This is a genomic window from Brevirhabdus pacifica (genome assembly GCF_002797755.1).
GTDB classification, from domain to species: domain Bacteria; phylum Pseudomonadota; class Alphaproteobacteria; order Rhodobacterales; family Rhodobacteraceae; genus Brevirhabdus; species Brevirhabdus pacifica.
In genome coordinates, this window is the sequence record NZ_PGFI01000011.1 from 1,644,827 (window position 1) to 1,667,134 (window position 22,308).

The window sequence follows — 22,308 nt, forward strand, 5'->3', positions numbered from 1 at the left end:
CTCCGCGCCCTTCCGAAGGTCGGTCACGGGGGCCACGGGGTCGCTATTCGCCGAGATGCCGCCTCGGATTGCGGTCAAATACCGGGCAAGAGCCACGCCCCAACCCACGGAGCCTCTCATGGCTGATGAAGAAGAAGACATCATCCTGTCCGAACTGAACGACGAGGAACTCGTTCAGCAGATGTTCGACGACCTCTACGACGGTCTGCGCGAGGAGATCGAGGAAGGGGTCAACATCCTGCTGGAACGCGGATGGGAACCCTACCGCGTGCTGACCGAGGCGCTGGTCGGCGCCATGACCATCGTCGGCAACGACTTCCGCGACGGCATCCTCTTCGTCCCCGAGGTGCTTCTGGCCGCCAACGCGATGAAGGGCGGCATGGCCATCCTCAAGCCGCTGCTGGTCGAGACCGGCGCGCCGCGCATGGGCAAGATGGTGATCGGAACGGTCAAGGGCGACATCCACGACATCGGCAAGAACCTTGTCGCGATGATGATGGAAGGCGCCGGTTTCGAGGTGGTCGATCTGGGTATCAACAACGCCGCCGATGCCTATATCGACGCGCTGATCGCCGAGGAGGCCGATATCCTCGGCATGTCCGCCCTGCTGACCACGACCATGCCCTACATGAAGACCGTGATCGACCAGCTGGCTGAAAAGGGCATCCGCGACGATTATATCGTCCTTGTCGGCGGTGCGCCCCTGAACGAGGAATTCGGCAAGGCCATCGGCGCCGACGCCTATTGCCGCGATGCCGCCGTCGCGGTCGAGACCGCCAAGGATTTCATTTCGCGCAAGCACAACCAGATGGCCGCCGGCTGACCACCGCCAAGGGCGGCAGGGCCGGGCCACCCCGGGAGAGCCGCAGCCATGAGCAGCGAAGACGACAGACTGACAATCCACGGGATGGGGCCGGAAACGGCCCCTGCCCCAACCTTGGGCCCAGATGCGCCCTCGCCCTCGCCGGGTCAGCGCGTGCTCCTGCTGGCCTGCGGGGCGCTTGCGCGCGAGATCCTGGCGATCCGCGACCAGGCCGGGCTGTCGCACATGGACCTTATGTGTCTGCCGGCGATCCTGCATAACTCGCCCCAAAAGATCCCCGATGCCGTGGCCGAGGCGGTGGCGCGCCACCGCGACGCCTATGATCGGATTTTTGTCGTCTACGGAGATTGCGGCACGGGCGGGCTGTTGCAGGCCCGCTGCGAGGAGCTGGGGGTCGAGATGATGCCGGGCCCCCATTGCTATGCCTTCTTCGAAGGGGTCCCGCGCTTTGCCGAGATCCAGGAGCAGGAGTTCACGGCCTTCTACCTGACCGATTTCCTGGTCCGGCAGTTCGACGCCTTCGTCACCCGGCCCCTTGGCCTGGACCGGCACCCGGAGCTGCGCGAGATGTATTTCGGGAATTACGAGAAGCTGGTCTACCAGGCCCAGACCGATGACGCCGATCTGGACGCCAAGGCCCGCGACTGCGCAGCGTTCCTGGGCCTTGCCTACGAGCGGCGCCTGACCGGCTATGGCGACCTGGAGCGGGAGTTGCGCGCGCTTTGACGCCGCAGCCCTTGTGAGGCCTCAGGCGGCGGCGGTCTTGCCAGCCGCCACGTGGCGGATCCGCTCGACCATGGCGCGCAGCCCGTTGGAGCGTTGCGAGGACAGATGTTCGTCAAGACCCAGCCGCGCCAGCTCGGCCGGCGCATCGACCTTCAGCACCTCGCCCAGGGTAAGTCCGGAATAAAGCGCATGCAGGATTGCGATCAGGCCGCGCACGATCATCGCGTCGCTTTCGCCGTCGAAATCGAAACGCGCCTGGGCGCCCTCGCCCTCGATCCGCGGCACGATCCAGACCTGGCTGGCACAGCCGGTGACCTTGGTGGCATCGACCTTCAGCGCATCGTCCAGCGGCGGCATCGCCTTGCCCATCTCGATGACATGGCGATAGCGATCCTCCCAGTCGTCCAGGAATTCGAAGGTCTCGACGATGTCTTCAAAGGCCTCGGTTGCCATGGGATCTCCTGCGCAGGGGTATGGATCTGACGTAATCGCGCCGGGGCCAAAGGTCCAGCCCCGCGCCCCATCCCTTGCAAGATGCGCTTTTCAAAAACCGCCGTTTCGGCTAGGCCAGAAGGAAGACGCGGCAAAGGGACGGATTTCCATGAAAACACGGCTGGTTATTGCGCTTTCCACCGCGGCGTTGCTGGCGGGCTGTGGCTGGAGCGACAGCAGCCTCAATCCCTTCAGCTGGTTCCGGTCCGAACCCGAGGTCCGGGTCGCCGCGACCGCCACCGCCATTCCCGCCGATCCGCGCCCGCTGGTGGCGCAGGTCCTGACCGTGGGGGTGGAGCGCACGACCTCCGGTGCCATCCTGACCGCCATCGGCCTGCCGCCGACCCAGGGCTATTACGACGCCGAGCTGGTCGCGCTGAACGATGGGCGTCCGCTGGACGGGGTGCTGCGCTATGAATTCCGCGCCAGCCCGCCGCCCGCGCCCCGCCCCGCCGGCACCCAGCCCTCGCGTGAGATTTCGGCCGCCCAGGCCCTGTCGGCCAACCTGCTGGCCGGTGTCGCACGGATCGAGGTGATCGCCGCCACCAACCGCCGCGCCGCCAGCCGCTGATCCCGGGGGCAGCGGCCCCTTTCAGTGATAAGCCCGGCTGAACGGGACGTCATCGCGCGATCGACCCCAAGGACGGCACGGCAATCACCCGTTTCCTGACCCTCAGATTTCGATGGTGCGGACCGCGCTGCCGTCGGTGCCAAGGGCGATCCGCCCCTCGCACAGCTTCAGCGCATCGGCGCCGAATACCTTGTGGCGCCAGCCGCGCAGGACCTGAAGGTCCCGCTCCCCGGCCGCGATCTCGTCGAGGTCGGAGGCCGAGGCGATCAGCTTCTGTGCCACGCCCGATTCCTCGGACTTGGATTTCAGCAGCACCCGCAGAAGATCGGCCAACGCCGAGTTCACGGCCAGCTTCTCGCGGCGCGCGTCGGGCTTGGGGAAGTCCTTGGGATCGGTCCGGGCGGCCGTGGCGATGGCGGCCAGGATGCCGTCGGCGATCTCGCCGCGCCGGGCCTCGCGCAGCAGCAGGCGCGACCGCGACAGGTCCTGCACGTTGGCCGGCTTGGTCGAGGCCAGCTCGATCAGCGCATCGTCCTTGAAGACCCGGTTGCGGGGCACGTTGTTGCCCTGGGCGTAGATCTCGCGGAAACGCGCAAGCTCGCGCACGGCGGCCAGGAACTTGCCCGAGGTGGTACGCGTTTTGACCCGCTGCCAGGCATGTTCGGGATCGACGATATAGGTCGCGGGATCGGTCAGAACGGCCAGCTCTTCCTCCACCCACTGGGTGCGGCCCGTCTTGGCAAGCTGCTCGGCCAGGTATTCGTAGATCACGCGCAGGTGAGTGACATCGGCCAGGGCGTATTTCTTCTGGGCCTCGGTCAGCGGGCGGCGCGACCAGTCGGTAAAGCGCGAGGTCTTGTCCAGCGGCTGCTTGGCGATCTTGCGCACCAGCGTCTCGTACCCCGCCTGATCGCCGAAGCCACAGACCATCGCGGCGACCTGGGTGTCGAACAGCGGCTCGGGGAAGACCTTGCCCTCGATGAAGAAGATCTCGAGGTCCTGACGGGCGGCGTGGAACACCTTGACCACGTCCCGGTTGCGGAAAAGCTCGTAGAGCGGCTCAAGCGAGATGCCCTCTGCCAGCGGATCGACCAGGACGGCGGTGCTGTCATCCTGTCCCGGCATCGCAAGCTGGACCAGGCAAAGCTTGGCATAATACGTCCGCTCTCGCAGGAATTCCGTATCGACCGTCACATAGGGATGTTTGCTGGCTTCTTGGCAAAATGCAGCAAGATCCTGCGTGTTCGTCAGTGTTCGCATCGGGAAAATTTCTTCTTGTTTGTGACCGGGTCCCCACCTGGCGTGCGCAAGGGTGTATGCGTTTCAGGGGCGGATGAAAAGCCCATGGGATCATTCGCACCTATTGCAGGTGCAATATGTCCTCATCCCCGGCCGCAAACCGGCGCAGAACCGCCGGATAAAGCCGGTGTTCCTGTACGAGAACCCGGGCGGCAAGGGTGTCGGGTGTGTCGCCGGGCAACACAGGCACCCGGGCCTGACCCAGGATCGGGCCATCGTCCAGCACCGGTGTCACCAGGTGCACGGTGCAACCGGCGTGGCTGTCGCCAGCCTCGATCGCGCGGGCGTGGGTGTGAAGCCCGGTATACTTTGGCAACAGCGAGGGGTGGATGTTCAGCATCCTGCCCTGCCAACGCTCGACGAAGGGCGCGGTCAGCACCCGCATGAAGCCGGCCAGGCAGATGATGTCGGGGCGCGCCGCGTCTAGGGCGCGCGACAGCTCATGTTCGAACGCGGCGCGGTCCTTGCCGAAGGGGCGATGATCGACGGCCGCCGTGGGCACGCCCATCGCGGCGGCCTTGGCCAGCCCCCCCGCCCCGGGATCGTTCGAGGCCACCAGAACGGGCCGGGCCGGATGATCGCCGGTCATGCTCTCGACCAGGCGGACCATGTTGGACCCGCCCCCCGAGATCAGGATCGCGACGCGTTTGCTCACCCCAGCGACCCGGTGTAGGCGACGCCCTCGCCCGCGACCACCTCGCCCAGGGTGCAGACCGTCTCGCCGCGCCCGATCAGGAGGGTGCGCAGCGCCTCGGCACGGTCCCGCTCGACCGCCAGCACCATGCCGATGCCGCAGTTGAAGGTCTTGAGCATCTCGGCCTGGTCCAGACCGCCCTCGCGGGCCAGCCACGCGAAGACGGGCGGCAGCTCGATGGCGTCGAGGTCGATGCGCACGCCCATTCCCTCGGGCAGGACGCGGGGGATATTCTCGGTCAGGCCGCCGCCGGTGATATGCGCCAGCGCGTGCACGCCGCCGGCGCGGATCGCGGCCAGCACCTGGGTCACGTAAAGACGGGTTGGCGTCAGCAGGGCCGCACCCAGAGGGCCATCGGCGAAAGGCGCGTCATCGGACCAGGACAGGCCGCTTTTCTCGACGATGCGGCGGACCAGCGAATAGCCGTTGGAATGCACCCCGTCCGAGGCGAGGCCCAGAAGAACGTCGCCTTCCTTGACGCCGTCAGGCAGAGCGCAGCCCCGCTCCATCGCGCCAACAGCAAAGCCCGCCAGATCAAAGTCACCCGCGCCATACATGCCCGGCATCTCGGCGGTCTCGCCCCCGATCAGCGCCGCACCCGAACGTTTGCACCCCTCGGCGATGCCCTCGATCACGGCGGCGGCGGCATCCAGTTCCAGCTTGCCGGTGGCGAAATAGTCCAGAAAGAACAGAGGCTCGGCGCCCTGACAGACCAGATCGTTGACGCACATGGCCACCAGATCGATGCCGATGGTGTCGTAATGGCCGGTGTCGATGGCGATCCGCAGCTTGGTGCCCACCCCGTCGGTGGCCGCCACGAGGACCGGATCGGAATAGCCCGCCTCCTTCAGATCGAAAAGCGCGCCGAACCCGCCCAGCCCGGCCATGACGCCCGAACGACGCGTTGCCGCCGCGGCGGGCTTGATGCGTTCGACAAGCGCGTTGCCCGCATCGATATCGACGCCGGCGTCGGCATAGGTAAGACCGGTCTTGTCAGAGCACATGGCAGCTTTCCCGTCGCTAATCAGATTGCCCCGCGCAATAGAGCATGGCGCTTTTGCCCGCAACAGAAGGTTGACGGGAAAGCCTGTTCTGCTAGCACATGGCCGCACTGGGGGCCTGTAGCTCAATTGGTTAGAGCAGAGCGCTCATAACGCTTTGGTTGGGGGTTCGAGTCCCTCCGGGCCTACCATTTTTGTCCCCGCCGAGCGCGGCATGGCACGCCGCCACGGGGCCGCCCCCTTCCCCTCAGTTGCCGCTGATCTCTCGCATTGCCGCAAGGAATTCAGCCACTTCGCCCTCGGTGTTGTAGTGGCACATCGACACCCGCACGCAAGACTCCAGTCCCAGCGGTCGCAGGATATTTCCCGAGTAGTGGTCGGCCTTGCGGGCATGGGTGCGAATGCCGCGTTGGTTCAGCTCGCCGACCACAGTGACCGCGTCCTTGCCGCGCACGGTCAGCGACACCAGCCCCTCGCGCGCAGGGTTGTCGAGGCCGCCCAGCACCTCCACACCGTCCAGATCGGCCAGCCCGGCCTGGTTGCCGGTCCCCCGCAGCATCGCCTCGGTCAGGTCATGCTCGTGACTGTGGATCGCGGCGGCGGCGGCTTCGATCCGGGCGCGGCGGTCGGTGGCGGGCAGGTCCGAAACCTCGCCCCCCAGCCATTCGAGATAGGCCACCACATCCGAGAACGTCTCGTAGGCGCCATTGTCCCGCGTCCCCATTTCCCAGTTCTCCTGGGGTCCGCCCCGCAGGGAATTGTGGGGCACCCGCGCCAGCCGGTCCGAGATCCAGGCCAGACCATAGCCGTGGCGGGAGAAAACCTTGTATGGGGAAATGACATATGCATCAATGTTATAGGCGTCGATATCAATGTGTCCGTGGGCCGCGTGCTGGATGCCATCGACGATGATGAAACACTCGGGCGCGACCTTGCGGATTTCCTTCGAGATCGCGGCCACGTCCACCCCCATCCCCGTCACCGGGGAGGTGTGAAGGATCGTCGCGACCCGCGTGTCGGGCGTCACCGCCGGGGCGTATTCCGCCGCCCCCACGGTGCCGGTGGCGTCGTCATGGGCGACCTGATGATAGGGCAGCTCCGCGATCTCGGCCCAGCGTTCGCAAGCCGATGCGGTCGCTGGATGCTCGAGGGTGGAGCCCAAGACCCGGCCCCCCTGCTTGCGCGCGCTGAGGATCGCGGCCGAGATCACGCGGAACAGCAGCTCGGTGCCGCTTTCGCCCGCGAAGATCTGGCCACCGCTGCGCCCGGGCGTGGCGTTGAAGAACAGCATCGCGTCTTCCTTGGCCTTCGCGATGCGGCGCACAAGCTCGGCACTGGCAGGATTGTCCCGGCCCTGGTTGTCGGGCACCGCCGCCGCGCGGGTCGAGGTTTCGACGACCGAGCGCAGGGTCAGCGCGCCACCCGCGTTCTCGAAGAAGATCCGGGGCCCCTGGAACGGGCATTCATCCACATGGGCAAAACGGGCGCGGACGGCCTCGATCAACTCGGGGTTGGTTCCCAGCATGGTCGGATCCTTCTCATTGGGTATCTGCCCGGGATTTCGGGCTGTTGCGGGATTGATGACGCCCGGTGCGGCCAAGACAAGCGCAAATCGGCGCCATGACGGGCATCGGTCCGGGATCGGGGCATATTTCCTTCACCGGGCAGAACCGGGTGCGCCCGGTCTTGCCCGGAATTGTCCGTCAGGCCGCGATCACGGCGCCGGTGTCGATCATCGCGGCGATCGCCTGATCGTCATAGCCCGCCTCGGCCAGGACCTGTCGGCTGTGCTGGCCCAACAGCGGTGCGGCCCTGCGCACCGCGCCGGGGGTCTGGTCGAACTTGACCGGCAGGCCGATGGTCTTGACGGGGCCCGCGGCGGGGTGATCCACCTCGACGATCATGTCGCGGGCCAGGGCCTGGGGATCGCGGTGCATCTGGTTGATGTCCAGCACGGGCCCCGCCGGAAGCCCGGCCGCGTCCATCCGTTCCAACCAGACCGCGCTGCTGTCCTTTTCCAGGTGACCGTTCAGGATTTCGACAAGGTCCGGAAGGTTGCTCATCCGGTCGTGGTTGCTTGCAAAGCGCGGATCCCGGCCCAGCTCGGGCGCGCCAATCACGTCCAGAAACCGCTCCCAGTTGCGCTGGTTGGCGGCGCCCACGTTGATCCAGCCGTCGCTGGTGCGGAAGGCCTGGTAGGGCGCGTTCAGCGGATGGGCCGACCCCATCGGCCCCGGGGCCTCGCCCGTGGCGAATGCAATCGCCGATTGCCAGTAGGTCTGGGTGATCGCCGCCTCGAAAAGCGAGGTGTCGACCTTCTGTCCCTGCCCGGTCTGCAACATCCGGGCATAGGCCGCGCTGACCCCCATCGCCGCCAGGATCCCCGCGCCGATATCCGAGATCGGCGCGCCGGTCTTGATCGGCGGACGTCCCGGCCCTTCGCCGGTGATCGACATCAGGCCCGACATGCCCTGGGCAATCAGGTCGAAGCCGCCACGTTCGGCATAAGGGCCGGTGCGGCCGAAACCCGAGATTTCGGCGTAGATCAGGCGCGGGTTCTCTGCGCGCAGGGTCTCATAGCCCAGGCCCAGTCGCTCCATCGTGCCCATACGGTAATTCTCGATCACCACGTCGGCGGTGGACAGAAGGCGGCGCAGCGCCTCGACCGCCGCGGGATCCTTGAGGTTCAGCGCGATGCCCCGTTTGTTTCGGTTCATCATCATGTAGGCGGCCGATTCCCCCCCGAGGCTGGGCGGGACAAAGCGGCGGCTGTCGTCGCCGTCGGGCTTTTCGACCTTGATGACATCGGCGCCCATGTCCGCCAGCATCAGGCCACAGACCGGCCCGGCCATGATATGGGCAAGCTCGACCACCTTCATGCCGTCAAGCGGCCCCCTGGGCTTGGCGGCGCCGGGACCGCCGGTTTCGGAACTGTCGGTCATTTCCCCTCCCACACGGGTGCGCGCTTGGCCAGGAACGCCTCCATCCCGTTGCGGAAGTCGTTGGACATGTAGCACATTTCGATCAGATCATCGTCGTGGACGCGGGTGGCAGCCCGGGTCCGGCGCATGGCCTCCTTGGTGGCGCGCAGGGTCAGGGGGGCCATGGATCCGACGAGTTCGGCCAGTTCCTCGGCCCGCTGCATCAGGGCAGGCTCATCCTCCAGCACTTCGCTGACCAGGCCCGCCGCGTGGGCCTCCTCGGCGTCGATCAGCCGGGCGGTGAAGATCAGCTCGCGGACCCGGCCGGCGCCCATCAACTCGGCCAGGCGCGCCAGGTTGGCGGCGGCCAGGCAATTGCCAAGGGTGCGGGCAATGGGAAAGCCGAATTTGATCCGGGCCGAGCTGATGCGCAGATCGCAGGCCGCCGCGATCGAGGCGCCGCCCCCCGTGCAGGCCCCGTTGATCGCCGCGATGGTCGGCAGCGGGCACCGCTCCACCGCTTCCAGCACCTGCTCGATCCGCCCTTCGTAATCCAGCGCGTCCTGGGCCGTATCAAAAGCGCGGAACTGGGTCATGTCGGTGCCGGCCGCAAAGGCCTTGCCCCCCGCCCCCGAGATCACCACCGCGCCCAGGCTGCCGTCGGTCGGCACGCCCGCGCAAAGCTCGGCCAGCTTCGAATACATCCCGAAGGTCAGGGCGTTGCGGGCCTGGGGCCGGTTGAAGGTGATCCAAAGGGTGCGGCCCCGGACCTCGTGTTCAAGTTCGCTCATGCTCTCTCTCATCTGTAGAAATACTCGACCAGGAACAGCGGCACCGAGGGCACGTAGGTGCAGATCCCCAACACCACCAGCAGCACCGCCACGAACCAGACATTGACCTTCGACACCTCCCAGATATTGGCCCGCGCCACCGCGCAGGATGTTATCAGCACCGAGGCCACCGGCGGCGTCTGCTGCCCGATCGCAAGGTTCAGCGTCACCACCAGGCCGAAATGCACCGGGTCGATGCCGGCGGCAGTGATCAGCGGGATGACGATCGGGACGACCAGGATGATGGCCGCCGCCGAGTGCAGGAAAAATCCGATCACAAGGAAGAAGAAGTTCAGGATCAGCAGGATCGCCCATTGCTTGTCGGTCACGTCCAGGATGCCCTGGGCCAATTGCTGCGGGATCTGGGCGCGGGTCAGGAAACCACCCATCAGCACCGAAGCCGCCACCAGCAGCATCACCACCGCCGTTTGCATGCCGCCGTCCAGCATCGCGCGCTTGAGATGCGCGATGTCGAGGTTGCGATACCAGGCCGACACCACCAGCGCCGCGATGACGGCAAGGCCCGCAGCCTCGGTCGCGGTGACGAAGCCGCCGAAAATGCCGCCCAGAATGATCACCGGCAGGGCAAAGGCGGGCAGCGCGTCCATGAACGTCTCGCGCACGCGGGGAAGGTTGAAGGCCTCCTCGGTCGGCAGGTTGTAGCGGCGCGCGAAGATGTAAGCCACGAGCATCAGCCCGCCGGCCCCCATCAGCCCCGGCACGACCCCCGCGACGAAAAGCTGCTCGACCGAGGTGTTGGCCGAGGCGGCATAGAGGATCATCGGGATCGAGGGCGGGATGATGATCGCCAGCGACGCCGAAGAAGAGGTGACGGCCGCCGACAACTCCTTGGAATACCCGCGCTTCTTCATCTGCGGGATCAGGATGGAACCCATGGCCGCGACATCCGCCACGGCCGAGCCCGAAATCTCGGCAAAGAACAGCGACACCCCGATGTTGACCATCGCAAGGCCGCCGCGAATGAAGCCGATTAGCGCGCCGACGAAGTTGATCAGCCGGTCGGTGATGCCGCCCGCGTTCATGATGGCGCCCGCCAGCACGAACATCGGGATCGCGATCAGCGAGAACTTGGTCGAGCCGTCGTACATGTCCAGCGCGATGGTCACCAGGCTGTCGACCCCCTCGGTCAGCAGCAGGCCCAGCACCCCGGCAAGGGCCAGCGAGACGGCGATCGGCACGTTGATGCAGATCATCGCCACCAGGGCCAGGAAAATCATCAGCATCAGCATCAGCCGCGATCCTTGTTCTTGTGAAGCTCGGTCTCGACCTCTTCCTCGATCTCGGCATGCTCAAGGGAGATGCCGCGCATGGTGGCGCTCCAGTAGCCCGGCAGGCTGAGTAGCTGGCAGATGATGAAAAGGATCGCGCCGATGGGGATGACGGATTGGGTGAACTGCACCGGCACCCAGGTCAAAGAGACCAGCCGGTCGCCCTCCAGCACCTCGAGGACCTGAAACCCCGCCCGCGCCATCAGCACGAAGAACAGCAGCACCAGCCCCTCGCCCAGCAGCAGCGCGCCCAGGCGCAGCCCGCGGGGCAGTTTCAGCAACACGGTGTCAAAGCCGATGTGCCGCCGGTAAAGCGCCGCCAGCGCCGAGCCGTAATAGGTGATCCAGGCCAGCATGATCGCGGCCACCTCGTCGTACCAGGAAAAGCTTTCCCCGGCGAGGCGCGCCAGAACCGCGACGATCACCACCGCAGTCAGCAGCACCATCAGCAGAACCGTCAACCATTCCAGAAGCTTGCCCGTGATGCGCAGAAGGCCGCGCCACAGCGGATGCTCGTGCACGGGGCGCGGTCGCACCCGGGATACGGAATCGGTGGCGGGGATGCCCGCGCCCGATCCGGTCTTGTCGTCTTGCGTCATGTTCCTGCCCTGCTGCCCTCAAGCGCGGCGCGCCGGCGGCGCGCCATCGCGACATGGCTGCCGGCCGGACATTTGCCCGGCCGGCCCGTCACGCTGGGTGGCTTAGCTGGATTTGCCCAGCCCAAGCACCTCGTCGATCATGTCCTGGCCGCCCTCGACCTCGCTGCCAAAGGCTTCGTAGATCGGCTTGGAGGCTTCGATGAAGGCGTCCTTGTCGGCATCGTTCACCTCGACGCCCGCGTCCTTGATGACCTGCAGAAGCTCGGTCTCCAGCTCGGCGGCACGCTTGTAGGCGAAGTCCTGGGCCTTGCTGCCGCAATCGGTCAGCGTGGCCTGCACGTCCTCGGGCAGCTTGGCAAAGCTCTTCTCCGAGGCGAGGATATAGGCCGGCGTGTAGACGTGGCCGGTGATGGACAGGTACTTCTGCACCTCCTGGAACTTGGCCGAGGCGATCTGAGCGTAGGGGTTTTCCTGCCCGTCGATGACGCCGGTCTGAAGCGCGGTGAAGACGTCGGCGAAAGCCATCGGCGTCGGATTGGCGCCATACTCCTTGAACATCTTGACCCGCCACGCGCCGTTCGGCGTACGAAGCTTGATGCCTTTCAGATCCTCGGGTTTGTTCACCGGACGGACGTTGTTGGTGATATGGCGAAAGCCATTTTCGACAAGCCCGACAATGCGATAGCCGTTCTTGTTCGCAGCTTCCTGGAACTTGTCCATCATCGCACCCTGGACCCGGCGCATGTGGTCGCGGTCCTTGATGATGTAGGGCATCTCGAAGATACCGAAGACATCATCCACCGAGGACATGATCGAGGACGGCAGCGAGAAATCGACCTGGCCCAGCTTCAGCTTCTGAAGCAGCTCCTTGTCCTTGCCCAGCTGCGACGAGCCGAAGACCTGGACCTCGGCCTTGTCCCCCAGCGCGGAATTGGCGCATTCGGCATAGGCGTTGACGGTTTCCTCGTAAAGCGAGCCGGGTGCGCCCACGTGGCCGAACTTCAATGTCATCTCGGCCGCGGCGACCGGGGTGATCCCGGGGACGGCGATGATCGCGGCCAGGGCCGCTCCGCTGAGGTATTGCGAAAGTTTCATAAAATCCTCCCTGATTTTGCTTTCAATCCGCCCGGGTCGCGGGGATCTTGTGTCCCCTGCTGGCACGGGCCGGTGATCTTGTCGGTTTTGTGCGTGGCGTCTGATCCCTCCGAAAATCCTTTAAGAATATACCTCTCCGGTCGGCCCGCTCAGCGGGCCCCGGCCTTTCGTCCCCGGGCCGCCTCGGCGCCGGGCGCCTGGCCCTGTCGTGTCGCGCCCAGCTCGTCCATCGCGGCGGCCAGACCGCCGGCGCGGTAGGGCACGCCCGCATCGCGCAGCCCCATTTCGACCCCGGCAAGCGTGCCGCACAGCATGAGGTCGTTGAAATCCCCCAGGTGCCCGATGCGGAAGACCCGGTCGGCCACCTTCGACAGCCCGTTGCCAAGGGACATGTCGTAATTGGCCAGCGTGGTGGCACGGAAGGCGTCGGCCGAATGCCCTTCGGGCATCAGCACCGCCGTCAGCACCGGCGAGCGGTCCTCGGGCCGCGCGCACAGCACCTCGAGGCCCCAGGCCTCGACGGAGGCGCGGGCGGCGGCCCCGTGGCGAGCGTGGCGGGCAAAGACATTCTCCAACCCCTCCTCGGCCAGCATGTCGATCGCCTCGTTCAGCCCGTAAAGAAGGTTCGTGGCCGGGGTGTAGGGGAAATACCCTTTGGAATTGGGCTCTTCCATCTCCTCCCAGCTCCAGTATGCCTTGGGCAGCCGGGCGTCGCGCGCGGCCTGCCAGGCCTTGTCGCTGATGGCGTTGAACGACAGCCCCGGCGGCAGCATCAGCCCCTTCTGCGACCCCGAGATCCCGACATCGACGCCCCATTCGTCATGACGGTAATCGACCGAGCCCAGCGACGAGATCGTATCGACCATCAGAAGCGCCGGGTGCCCCGCCGCGTCCAGCGCGCGGCGCACCTCGGCAATAGGGCTGACCGCGCCGGTCGATGTTTCATTGTGAACGACGCAGACGGCCTTGATCGAATGGTCGGCGTCTGCGCGCAGTCGCTCCTCGATCGCGTCGGGATCGGCCCCGCGCCGCCAGTCGCCCACGATGGTTTCGGGGCGCAGGCCCAACCGCTCGGCCAGCCGCGACCAGAGCCAGGCGAAATGCCCGGTCTCATACATCAGCACCCGGTCCCCGGGCGACAGGGTGTTGACCAGTGCCGCCTCCCATGCGCCGGTGCCCGAGGACGGGTAGATCACCACCCTGCCCTTGGTGCGGAAAATCCCCCGCATCCCCTCCAACGCCTTCTGGCCGACCTCGGCGAAGGCCGGGCCGCGATGGTCCATGGTGGGAAAGTCGATTGCCCGCAGGATCCGGTCGGGCACATTCGAGGGCCCCGGGATCTGAAGAAAATGCCGGCCGGCTGTCATCGCATCTGGTCCCTTTGCTACGGCAACAAGATCGAACGGGCACCGTCCCGCCCGCTTGCGACCGGGTCGCGAACCTTGGGGAAAGACGGTTGAATTTCCTTGCATTGAATTATGCATTCATTATTCAAGTCAAGAACAATCGCGTGACACCCGCCCTGTTCGGAGGCCCCGGCATGCTTGACGAGACCGCCCGCGCCCGGCTGCGCCGCGACATCGAGGGCGAGGTGCATTTCGATGCCTTCACCCGCGGGCGCTATGCCACCGACGCCTCGATATACCAGATCATGCCCGCCGGCGTGGTCATCCCCCGACACGACCGGGACGTGGCCGCAGCACTGGATATGGCGCGCGGCATGAACCTGCCGCTGACCATGCGGGGCGGCGGCACCTCCCAATGCGGGCAGACCGTCAACCACGGCCTGATCGTCGATTGCTCCCGCCACCTGACGGGCCTGCTGGAACTGGACGTGGCCGGGCGCCGCGCGGTGGTTGAACCCGGTATCGTGCTGGACGAGTTGAACCGCCTTCTAAAGCCCCACGGCCTGTGGTTCCCGGTCGACATCTCGACCGGGTCGCGCGCCACGCTGGGCGGCATGGTGGGCAACAACTCCTGCGGTTCACGCTCCTTGCGCTATGGCACCACCCGCGACAACGTGCTGTCGCTGTCGGGCCTGCTGGCCGATGGCAGCGCCTTCGATTTCGGCGCGCTGGATCCCGACCGCCTGCCCGGTGACAGGCATTCGGGGATGGTCGAGCATCTGTTGGACCTGGGCCGGCGCGAGGCGGGCGAGATCGAGGCGCGTTTTCCGAAAGTGCAGCGGCGTGTCGGCGGCTACAACATCGACGCGCTGGTCCCGCCGGCCGACGGCGCGGGCCCGGTCAACCTGGCGCACCTGCTGATCGGGTCGGAGGGAACGCTGGCCATCACCACGCGGATCGAGATCCGCCTCTCGCCCCTTCCCTCGTCGGAAAAGGTGCTGGGCGTGTGCCATTTCCCCGACTTCCGCTCCGCGATGGAGGCGGCCCGCCACCTGGTCGCCCTCGGCCCCACCTCGGTCGAGTTGGTCGATGCCACGATGATCGGGCTGGCCCGGTCGATCCCCATGTTTGCCCGCACGCTCGATGCCTTCGTGCGCGGCACCCCGGCGGCATTGCTGTTGGTCGAGTTCGCGGAAGGCGCCGAGGAGAATCGCCGCCGGGTCACCGCGCTTCACGACACGATGGCGGATCTTGGCTTTGGCTTCGGCAAGGGCGGCCCCGCCGAGGGTGGCGTGGTCGAGGTGCACGACCCCGCCCTCGCCGCCGATATCGCCGAGTTGCGCAAGGCCGGGCTGAATATCATGATGTCGATGAAGGAGGCCGGCAAACCCGTCTCCTTCGTCGAGGATTGCGCGGTGCCGCTGGAGCATCTGGCCGATTACACCGACCGGCTGACCGCGATCTTCCGTGCCCACGGCACGGAGGGGACGTGGTATGCCCACGCCTCCGAAGGGTGCCTGCACGTGCGCCCGGTCCTCAACCTCAAGTTGGACCAGGATGTGCGCAAGATGCGCGCCATTGCCGAGGCCGCGTTCGACATGGTGCGCGAGTTCAAGGGATCCCACTCGGGCGAGCATGGGGACGGCATCGTTCGCTCGGAATTTCACACGAAGATGTTCGGCCAACCCATTGTTAAGGCATTTGAAGAGGTGAAGCGCACCTTCGACCCCGAAGGGCGGCTGAACCCCGGCAAGATCACCGCGGCCCCGCCCATGGATGACCGAAGCCTGATGCGCTACCCGCCGGGCTATGCGGTCGCGGAGATCGCGACCGGCCACGACTGGTCCGCCTGGACCGGCGCCGGCGGCGGCCTTCAGGGCGCAGTCGAGATGTGCAACAACAACGGCGCCTGTCGCAAGCTGAAGGGCGGCGTCATGTGCCCCAGCTACCGCGTCACCCGGAACGAGCGTGACGTGACCCGGGGCCGGGCCAACACCCTGCGCCTGGCACTGTCCGGGCAACTTGGGCGCGACGCCCTTTTCTCGGACGAGATGGCCGAGACGCTGAAGCTCTGCGTCGGCTGCAAGGCGTGTCAGCGCGAATGCCCCACGGGCGTCGACATGGCGCGGATGAAGACCGAGGTGCTTTATCAACGAAGCAAGAGAATGGGGGTCAAGCCACGCGACCGGCTGATCGCCGAGCTGCCGCGAATGGGTCGGCTGGGCGTGGCCTTGGGCGGGCTGGTGCGGCTGCGCAACCGCCTGCCGCTGCTGGCCCGCGCCGGCGAAGGGCTGCTGGGGCTGGCCCGGGCCCGCAGCCTGCCGGTCTTCCGCCGCGACCATTTCCGCGACGCCGACGTCTCTGCGGCCGCCCCTGCCCCCACCGATGCACCCACCGATGCGCCCGCCGGGGAGCTGGTGCTTTTCGTCGACACGTTCGGCCGGTGGATGGAACCCGAACTGCCGCGCGCGGCGCTCAAGGTGCTGCGCGCGGCTGGATATGTCGTGCATGCCGCCACGCCCGAGGGCGGCCGCCCCCTTTGCTGTGGGCGAACCTATCTAGCCGCCGGCATGATCGACCGCGCCCGCGACGAGGCGCGGCGCACCCTACGTGCCCTTCTGCCCCACATCCGGGCCGGGCGGCCGATCGTGGGCCTGGAACCCTCGTGCCTCCTGACCCTGCGGGACGAGTTTCTGACCCTGCTGCCGGGAGAGGAGGCCGAGGCGCTGGCCGGTGGCGCGCTGCTTTTCGAGGAATTCGTCGCCCGCGAGGCCGAGGCCGGGCGCTTCCGCCTGCCCCTGCGCCAGGATGCCCCGCGCCGCGTCGCCCATATCCACGGCCATTGCCACCAGAAGGCCGCCGGCACGATGGCGGCCGTCAAGACCGCGGCCGAGGTCGTGCCGGGGGTCGAGGCGCGGATCATCGATAGCGGATGCTGCGGGATGGCGGGCGCCTTCGGATACGGCGCCGAGACGTTCGAGGTCTCGCGCCGCATGGCTGAACTGGACCTGCTGCCGGCCGTCCGCGCGGCAGACGAGGCCGACCTGCTCATCGCCGCCGGCACCTCCTGCCGCCACCAGATCGCCGACGGGACCGAGCGGCGCGCGCGCCACCTGGCCGAGGTGATGGCCGACCTGCTGGCCGAGGCCCCTGAAACGACGGGTCCGGGCGCGACGGATCCGGGCGAATGACTTGCGCTTGCGCGCCGCGGAGGCGATGACATGGCCATGAACGACACGCCCCCCTCCGTCATCGGCCGCACCGCGCTGGCCGTCGAAGTGACCGACCGCCTGCGCCAGATGATCCTGGAAGGGCGGCTGAAACCCGGCGAGAAGATCCGCGAGAAACTGCTGACAGAAGAGTTCGGCGTCTCGCGCACACCCCTGCGCGAGGCCCTCAAGGTCCTGGCGTCCGAAGGGCTGCTGGAGCTGATTCCAAATCGCGGCGCCATCATCTCGCGCCAGAGCGACGCCGAACGAGAGGAGATCTTCCTGGTTCTCTCGACCCTCGAAGGGTTGGCTGGAGAGCTGGCCTGCGAGGCCGCGACCGACGAGGAGTTGCAGGAGATCGCGCGCCTCACTGACGCGTTGCGACCTCAGTTCGAGGCCCGCGACAGGCGCAGTTACTTCAGCCTGAACCAGGCCATCCACAACGCGATCCTCAACGCCAGCCACAACGAGACGCTGATACGGTCCCACGCGCTGCTGGCCTACCGGGTGCAGCGGGCCCGCTATCAGGCGAACCCGACCGCCCATCTGTGGGAACGCGCCGTGGACGAGCACGAGGCCATCGCCCGCACCCTGCTGGCGCGCGACGGCGCGCGCACGCGGCTGCTGATGACGGCCCATCTGCGCAAGCTGTCGTCGCTGACGGCCGAGGAAGAGGCCGGGCGCGGCCCCGGTCCGGGCGCCATCGCCGGCGAATGACCCGGGCCCCGTGAGGCCCGGGCAGGATCGGCTCAGACGATGGTGGCCTCGGTCGCGGCGCGCAGCTCGTCCTCGGTGACACCATCGGCGCATTCGACGATCTTCAGACCGCCCTCGACCACGTCCAGCACGCCGAGGTTGGTGATGATGCGATGCACCACCCCGGTCCCGGTCAACGGCAGGGTGCATTCGCGCAGCAGCTTCGAGTCGCCGTGCTTGTTGGTGTGGTCCATGACCACGATGACCCGGCCGACACCGGCCACCAGGTCCATCGCGCCGCCCATGCCCTTCACCAGCTTGCCCGGGATCATCCAGTTCGCCAGGTCGCCCTTCTCGCTGACTTCCATCGCGCCCAGGATCGCCATCGCGATCTTGCCGCCACGGATCATGCCGAAGGACATGGCGCTGTCGAAATAGACGGTGCGGTCCAGCTCGGTGATCGTCTGCTTGCCGGCGTTAATGAGGTCGGGGTCGATCTCGTCTTCGGTGGGGAACGGGCCCATGCCCAGGATCCCGTTCTCGGACTGGAGGGTCACGTCGATCCCGTCGGGGATGTAGTTGGACACCAGCGTCGGGATCCCGATGCCGAGGTTCACGTACATGCCGTCTTCAAGTTCCTGTGCCGCGCGGGCGGCCATCTGGTTGCGGTCCCATGCCATCGTGATCTCTCCTTATGCCGCGCGGATGGTGCGCTGTTCGATGCGCTTTTCGTGCTCGCCCTGGATCAGGCGGTGAACGTAGATGCCCGGCAGGTGGATGTTGTCGGGATCCAGGCTGCCGCGCGGCACGATTTCCTCGACCTCGGCGATGCAGATACGGCCGCACATGGCCGCCGGCGGGTTGAAGTTGCGCGCGGCCTTGCGGAAGACAAGGTTGCCGGTGTCATCGGCCTTCCAGGCCTTGACGATCGACAGGTCCGCGACGATCCCGCGTTCCAGGATGTAGGTCTCGCCGTCGAAATCCTTGTGTTCCTTGCCCTCGGCGATCTGGGTGCCAACGCCGGTCTTGGTGTAGAAACCGGGGATGCCCGCGCCACCGGCGCGCATGCGCTCGGCCAGGGTGCCCTGGGGGTTGAACTCCAGCTCCAGCTCGCCCGAGAGATACTGGCGCATGAACTCGGCGTTCTCGCCCACGTAGGAGGAGATCATCTTCTTGACCTGCCGGGTCTGAAGCAGAACGCCCAGACCGAAATCGTCCACGCCTGCGTTGTTCGAAGCGACCGTCAGGTTCTGGGTGCCCGCGTCGCGGATCGCCGCAATCAGGTTCTCGGGGATGCCGCAAAGGCCGAAACCGCCCGCCGCGATGAACATGCCGTCGCTCAGGACCCCTTCGAGGGCCTCCGCGGCGCTGCCGTAGATCTTCTTCATGTTTACTCCTCCGTTATCCCGGTCATTCCGTCCGTGCCGCACCATGCAAGGCGCGCGCCGATGCCGTGCGCGCCCGTGTCTTCTTGCGGCGGCGTGATGTCGCGTCCCCACGGGATAGACCCGGTTCCGGGGCGCTTTGCAACCACCTGCCGGCGCGGTGCTGCCCGCGTGCGGCGCTGCCTGCCGCGCCCATCACCGCACGATGCCGCGCGCGCGCAGATCGGCGATCTCCCCGGCGTTCCAGCCCAGCTCGGCCAGGACCCTGTCGCTGTCCCGGCCAAGGGTCGGCGGTGGCGACAGCGGCCCCGTGTCCCAGCCCTCATGCGTGAAGGGCAGGCCCGGGACATCGACCTCCATCTCCAGCTCGGGCACGGCGACGCGGCGCATCAGGTGGCTGTGGGTCATTTGCGGATGGGCCAGCATCTCGGCCAGGGTGCGGACCCGGGCGGCGGGCACGCCCGCATCCGTTAGCCGCGCCTCCCAAGCGTCGGCGCTGTCCTTGGCCAGGATCGCGCGCAGGGCCTCGGCGATGGCGTCGGCGTCATCGGAATCGGCCAGCTCGGGGCGCCCCAGCGCCCCGGCCATGCGCACGGCCTGGGCCGGGGTGTTGGCGGTCACGACCAACTGCCCCTCGGCGGTATCGAACCGCCCCGAGAAGGGCGAGTCGGAGAAGGCGGCGTTTCCTTCCAGCCCGCGCAGCGCGCCGGTCGTGGCATGGTGGATCGCGTAAGGCCCCATGAAGGCCAGCAGCGCGTCCAGCATCGAGACGCTGACCTTCTCGCCCTGCCCGTCAGGCCGCCCGCCCCGCGCCAGCAGGGCGGTCAGCAGGGCCGAGACCACCGCCTGCCCGGCCACGTAATCCACGATGGGAAAGCCGACCCGCATGGGCCCGCTTTGCCCCGTCCCGGTCATCGCCATCATCCCCGAGATACCCTGAAGGATATGATCGTAGGCCGGCGCCCCCGAAAGCGGGCCGGTCGGGCCGAACCCCGACAGGCTGCAATGGATGAGGCGCGGATTGAGGGGGGCCAGCTCCGCATGCCCCGCGCCCAGGCGGTCGGCGACGCCCGGGCGGAAATTCTCGCAGAATATGTCGGCCCCCTCCGCCAGCCGGTGGAGGATGGCGCGCCCCTCGTCGCTTTTCAGATCCAGCGCCAGGGATTGCTTGCCCTCGTTCTGGCTGAGGAACGAGGCGCCGAGTCCCGCCTCCCGCATGCCTGCCGTGCCGCCGTGACCGCGCACGAAATCGTCGCCCGCGGGGCGTTCGATGCGGATCACCTCGGCGCCCATCAGCGCCAGCTGGTAGGTCGCGAAGGGCCCCGCCAGCACGTGGGTCAGGTCGATGATGCGAATGCCTTTGAGCGGCGGATCACCGGGCGAAGCATCGCCCTTTGCCTGGCCGGCCTGACCGGATGTCTGGTTGGCGGCGTTCTGGGAGACGGTGTGGTCCTGGGACAAGAAAACCTCCGGGCTGGGCGACGGTGGCAAAGGGGTCCCGGGCCGGGACCGGCCTGCGCCTTGCCGCCGGGAAAACCTGCGTCAGCGCGGGGACGCGGTCAAGATCCGCCGCGTCCGCCCCTGCAAAGATGCAATCCGGTATTTTCGCCGGGCGGCTTGCGACCGGCGCGCGAACGGTCGAAACTGCGCCCGGCGCAACGGCCGGCCCAAAGGCGGACCGGCGCCCGCGCCGGGTCACGCGCCCGGGGCCACAGGAAAGAAACGCATGACCCCTCCGCCCCGCCCCTCGTCCCCCGCCGCAGCCGATCCAGACGTCCCTGTCAGCACGACCGAACCCGTCCCCGCCGGCGCGGGCCGGGCGCGCAACCTGGGCCGCCTGTCCCCGGGGCCGGGGTCCGATCTGCTGGTCGGTGTGGGGCTGGGCCTTCTGACCGGGCTGGTAATGCTGCGCGAATGGGGACTTCTGCCCGAGGTGACGCGGATCGCAGCACCGGTGCTGGTCATTCTGGTGACGGCCGTACTGGGCCTTCAGGTGCGCAAGGGGCGGCAGGGTTTCATCGTCGTGGCTCTGGGGCTGAGCGCGCTGGCCGTGGCCACCCTGCCCGACTGGGGCATCATCATCGAGCGGGGTTTGAACACCGCCGCCTTCATCGCGGCTTTCTTCACGGCACTTGCGACCTTGCGCAACGCGGCCGACAGCTCCCCCGCGATCCGCCGGTGCGGGCGCTTTCTGTCCCAACAGCCGCCGGGCCGGCGCTATGCCGCGCTGACCGTCGGGGGGCAGCTTTTCGCGCTGGTGCTGAACTATGGCTCGATCGTCCTGCTGGGCAGCCTGGCGCTGGCCAACGCCGGGCAGGAAACCAACCCCGAGATCCGCTATCACCGGACAAGGCGGATGCTGCTGGCGATCCAGCGCGGCTTCATCTCAAGCCTGGCCTGGTCGCCCCTGTCCTTCGCAGTCGCCATCACCTCGGCGCTGATCCCTCAGGCGACCTGGCTGCGCGCGCTTCTGCCCTGCCTGGTGACGGGTGCCATCGTCGCCGGCACCGGCTGGCTGATGGATACCGTCTTCAAGCCGCGCCTCAGCGGCCCCCGCCCGATCCAGAAGGGCCCCGAGGACAGCGCCGCCACCCTGTTGCCGCTTCTTTTCCTGCTGCTGATCCTGGGCGGCTCGGTGGGGTTGCTGCATTTCCTTTTCGAGGTGCGGGTCGTGGGCGCGGTGATCGTCGTGGTGCCGCTGATCGCGCTGGTCTGGGTCGGTCTGCAGGCGGCGCGGGGTCAGCGGCTGCGCAGCATGGGCAGCCGGGCGCGCGGCTATCTGGGCCGGGACCTGCCCGGATACCGGGGGGAACTGGTTCTGCTGATGATGGCCGGCTTCATCGGTACGGTCGGCGCGCAGCTTCTCGTGCCCCGGGTCGAGGCGATGGGCCTGGACCTGGGCGCGCTGCCGCCCTGGCTGATCCTGATCTCGCTTGTGTGGATCATTCCGCTGGCCGGGCAGCTTGGGATGAACCCGATCCTGGCCGTTTCGCTCATCGCGCCCCTGCTGCCGAGCGCCGAGGCGATGGGCGTCACCCCGGTCGCCGTTTTCGTCGCGATCACAGCCGGTTGGAGCCTCAGCGGCGCCAGCTCCCCCTTCACGGCGACGACCCTTCTGATCGGATCTTTTGCCGGAATAAGCGCGACGCGGGTCGGCATCCAGTGGAACGGGATCTACACCCTGACCTGCGCCGTTGCACTGTCGGCCTGGGTCTGGGTATACGCATTCGTGCTGTAAGCGGGGCGGAGTTTTTCCGCCCGCCCGTGCCCTTCGTGTTTTACACGGGGCCCGCACTGTTCTAGAAAGCGGCAAATTTCCTATCAAAAGCGAC

At 67.2% G+C, this 22,308-nt stretch carries 20 protein-coding genes and 1 tRNA gene; 7 read left to right on the forward strand and 14 right to left on the reverse strand.

Annotated elements, in window-relative coordinates:
• Window positions 1-118: 118 nt before the first annotated feature.
• Window positions 119-823, forward strand: coding sequence for a corrinoid protein (locus tag CLV77_RS07965; RefSeq protein WP_076978484.1), 705 nt, complete (start codon window positions 119-121; stop codon window positions 821-823).
• 48 nt (window positions 824-871) lie between these two features.
• Window positions 872-1,549, forward strand: coding sequence for a DUF1638 domain-containing protein (locus CLV77_RS07970; RefSeq protein ID WP_083707621.1), 678 nt, complete (start codon window positions 872-874; stop codon window positions 1,547-1,549).
• Between the two features lie 21 nt (window positions 1,550-1,570).
• Here the strand turns inward: CLV77_RS07970 and CLV77_RS07975 are convergent, their stop codons facing one another.
• Entirely contained in the window at window positions 1,571-2,002 is a 432-nt protein-coding gene (locus CLV77_RS07975; protein ID WP_076978483.1) for a SufE family protein, read from the reverse strand.
• A gap of 148 nt (window positions 2,003-2,150) precedes the next feature.
• Between CLV77_RS07975 and CLV77_RS07980 the strand changes: the two genes are divergently transcribed.
• Window positions 2,151-2,612, forward strand: a complete 462-nt coding sequence (locus CLV77_RS07980) for a hypothetical protein (protein ID WP_076978482.1) — start codon at window positions 2,151-2,153, stop codon at window positions 2,610-2,612.
• 102 nt (window positions 2,613-2,714) lie between these two features.
• Here the strand turns inward: CLV77_RS07980 and rnd are convergent, their stop codons facing one another.
• From rnd to purM, 3 genes are all read right to left on the reverse strand, one after another.
• Window positions 2,715-3,872, reverse strand: a complete 1,158-nt coding sequence (gene rnd, locus CLV77_RS07985; RefSeq protein WP_076978481.1) for a ribonuclease D — start codon at window positions 3,870-3,872, stop codon at window positions 2,715-2,717.
• A 100-nt stretch (window positions 3,873-3,972) separates the two neighbouring features.
• Window positions 3,973-4,566 (reverse strand): phosphoribosylglycinamide formyltransferase, encoded by a 594-nt coding sequence (purN, locus tag CLV77_RS07990; RefSeq protein ID WP_076978480.1) that lies wholly within the window; start codon window positions 4,564-4,566, stop codon window positions 3,973-3,975.
• Window positions 4,563-5,609, reverse strand: a complete 1,047-nt coding sequence (purM, locus tag CLV77_RS07995; protein ID WP_076978479.1) for a phosphoribosylformylglycinamidine cyclo-ligase — start codon at window positions 5,607-5,609, stop codon at window positions 4,563-4,565. Before purM ends, purN begins: the two co-directional genes overlap by 4 nt.
• A gap of 111 nt (window positions 5,610-5,720) precedes the next feature.
• Here purM and CLV77_RS08000 point away from each other — a divergent pair.
• Window positions 5,721-5,797 (forward strand) — tRNA-Ile (locus tag CLV77_RS08000).
• A gap of 56 nt (window positions 5,798-5,853) precedes the next feature.
• Here the strand turns inward: CLV77_RS08000 and CLV77_RS08005 are convergent.
• The 7 genes from CLV77_RS08005 to CLV77_RS08035 all read right to left on the reverse strand — a co-directional run bounded on the left by CLV77_RS08005 (window position 5,854) and on the right by CLV77_RS08035 (window position 13,707).
• Window positions 5,854-7,131, reverse strand: coding sequence for an aminotransferase class V-fold PLP-dependent enzyme (locus tag CLV77_RS08005; protein ID WP_076978478.1), 1,278 nt, complete (start codon window positions 7,129-7,131; stop codon window positions 5,854-5,856).
• A gap of 178 nt (window positions 7,132-7,309) precedes the next feature.
• Window positions 7,310-8,548: a CaiB/BaiF CoA transferase family protein gene (locus CLV77_RS08010; protein ID WP_076978477.1), complete on the reverse strand. Its 1,239-nt coding sequence runs from the start codon at window positions 8,546-8,548 to the stop codon at window positions 7,310-7,312.
• Window positions 8,545-9,318 (reverse strand): enoyl-CoA hydratase/isomerase family protein, encoded by a 774-nt coding sequence (locus CLV77_RS08015; RefSeq protein WP_076978476.1) that lies wholly within the window; start codon window positions 9,316-9,318, stop codon window positions 8,545-8,547. Before CLV77_RS08015 ends, CLV77_RS08010 begins: the two co-directional genes overlap by 4 nt.
• Before the next feature lie 8 nt (window positions 9,319-9,326).
• A complete protein-coding gene (locus CLV77_RS08020) occupies window positions 9,327-10,607 on the reverse strand; it encodes a TRAP transporter large permease (RefSeq protein ID WP_076978475.1) in 1,281 nt (426 codons plus the stop codon).
• A complete protein-coding gene (locus CLV77_RS08025; RefSeq protein WP_083707620.1) occupies window positions 10,607-11,245 on the reverse strand; it encodes a TRAP transporter small permease in 639 nt (212 codons plus the stop codon). The genes CLV77_RS08020 and CLV77_RS08025 overlap by 1 nt, the downstream gene beginning before the upstream one ends.
• Before the next feature lie 102 nt (window positions 11,246-11,347).
• A complete protein-coding gene (locus tag CLV77_RS08030) occupies window positions 11,348-12,340 on the reverse strand; it encodes a TRAP transporter substrate-binding protein (protein WP_076978474.1) in 993 nt (330 codons plus the stop codon).
• Window positions 12,341-12,489: 149 nt separating this feature from the next.
• A complete protein-coding gene (locus tag CLV77_RS08035) occupies window positions 12,490-13,707 on the reverse strand; it encodes a pyridoxal-phosphate-dependent aminotransferase family protein (protein ID WP_076978473.1) in 1,218 nt (405 codons plus the stop codon).
• A gap of 173 nt (window positions 13,708-13,880) precedes the next feature.
• Here CLV77_RS08035 and CLV77_RS08040 point away from each other — a divergent pair, with 173 nt between their 5' ends.
• Both CLV77_RS08040 and CLV77_RS08045 read left to right on the forward strand, forming a co-directional pair.
• Window positions 13,881-16,877 carry an FAD-binding and (Fe-S)-binding domain-containing protein gene (locus CLV77_RS08040; RefSeq protein WP_076980898.1) on the forward strand — a complete coding sequence of 999 codons (2,997 nt, stop codon included), beginning with the start codon at window positions 13,881-13,883 and terminating at the stop codon, window positions 16,875-16,877.
• Between the two features lie 30 nt (window positions 16,878-16,907).
• Window positions 16,908-17,612, forward strand: coding sequence for a GntR family transcriptional regulator (locus CLV77_RS08045; RefSeq protein WP_083707619.1), 705 nt, complete (start codon window positions 16,908-16,910; stop codon window positions 17,610-17,612).
• A gap of 32 nt (window positions 17,613-17,644) precedes the next feature.
• Here CLV77_RS08045 and CLV77_RS08050 read toward each other — a convergent pair whose 3' ends face one another.
• From CLV77_RS08050 to CLV77_RS08060, 3 genes are all read right to left on the reverse strand, one after another.
• Complete coding sequence (locus tag CLV77_RS08050; RefSeq protein ID WP_076978472.1) at window positions 17,645-18,271, reverse strand: CoA transferase subunit B; 627 nt, start codon at window positions 18,269-18,271, stop codon at window positions 17,645-17,647.
• 12 nt (window positions 18,272-18,283) lie between these two features.
• Window positions 18,284-18,979 (reverse strand): CoA transferase subunit A, encoded by a 696-nt coding sequence (locus CLV77_RS08055; protein WP_076978471.1) that lies wholly within the window; start codon window positions 18,977-18,979, stop codon window positions 18,284-18,286.
• Between the two features lie 192 nt (window positions 18,980-19,171).
• Window positions 19,172-20,437, reverse strand: coding sequence for a CaiB/BaiF CoA transferase family protein (locus tag CLV77_RS08060; protein ID WP_157802029.1), 1,266 nt, complete (start codon window positions 20,435-20,437; stop codon window positions 19,172-19,174).
• A gap of 265 nt (window positions 20,438-20,702) precedes the next feature.
• Between CLV77_RS08060 and CLV77_RS08065 the strand changes: the two genes are divergently transcribed.
• Window positions 20,703-22,214: a hypothetical protein gene (locus CLV77_RS08065; RefSeq protein ID WP_236861001.1), complete on the forward strand. Its 1,512-nt coding sequence runs from the start codon at window positions 20,703-20,705 to the stop codon at window positions 22,212-22,214.
• Window positions 22,215-22,308 lie beyond the last annotated feature (94 nt).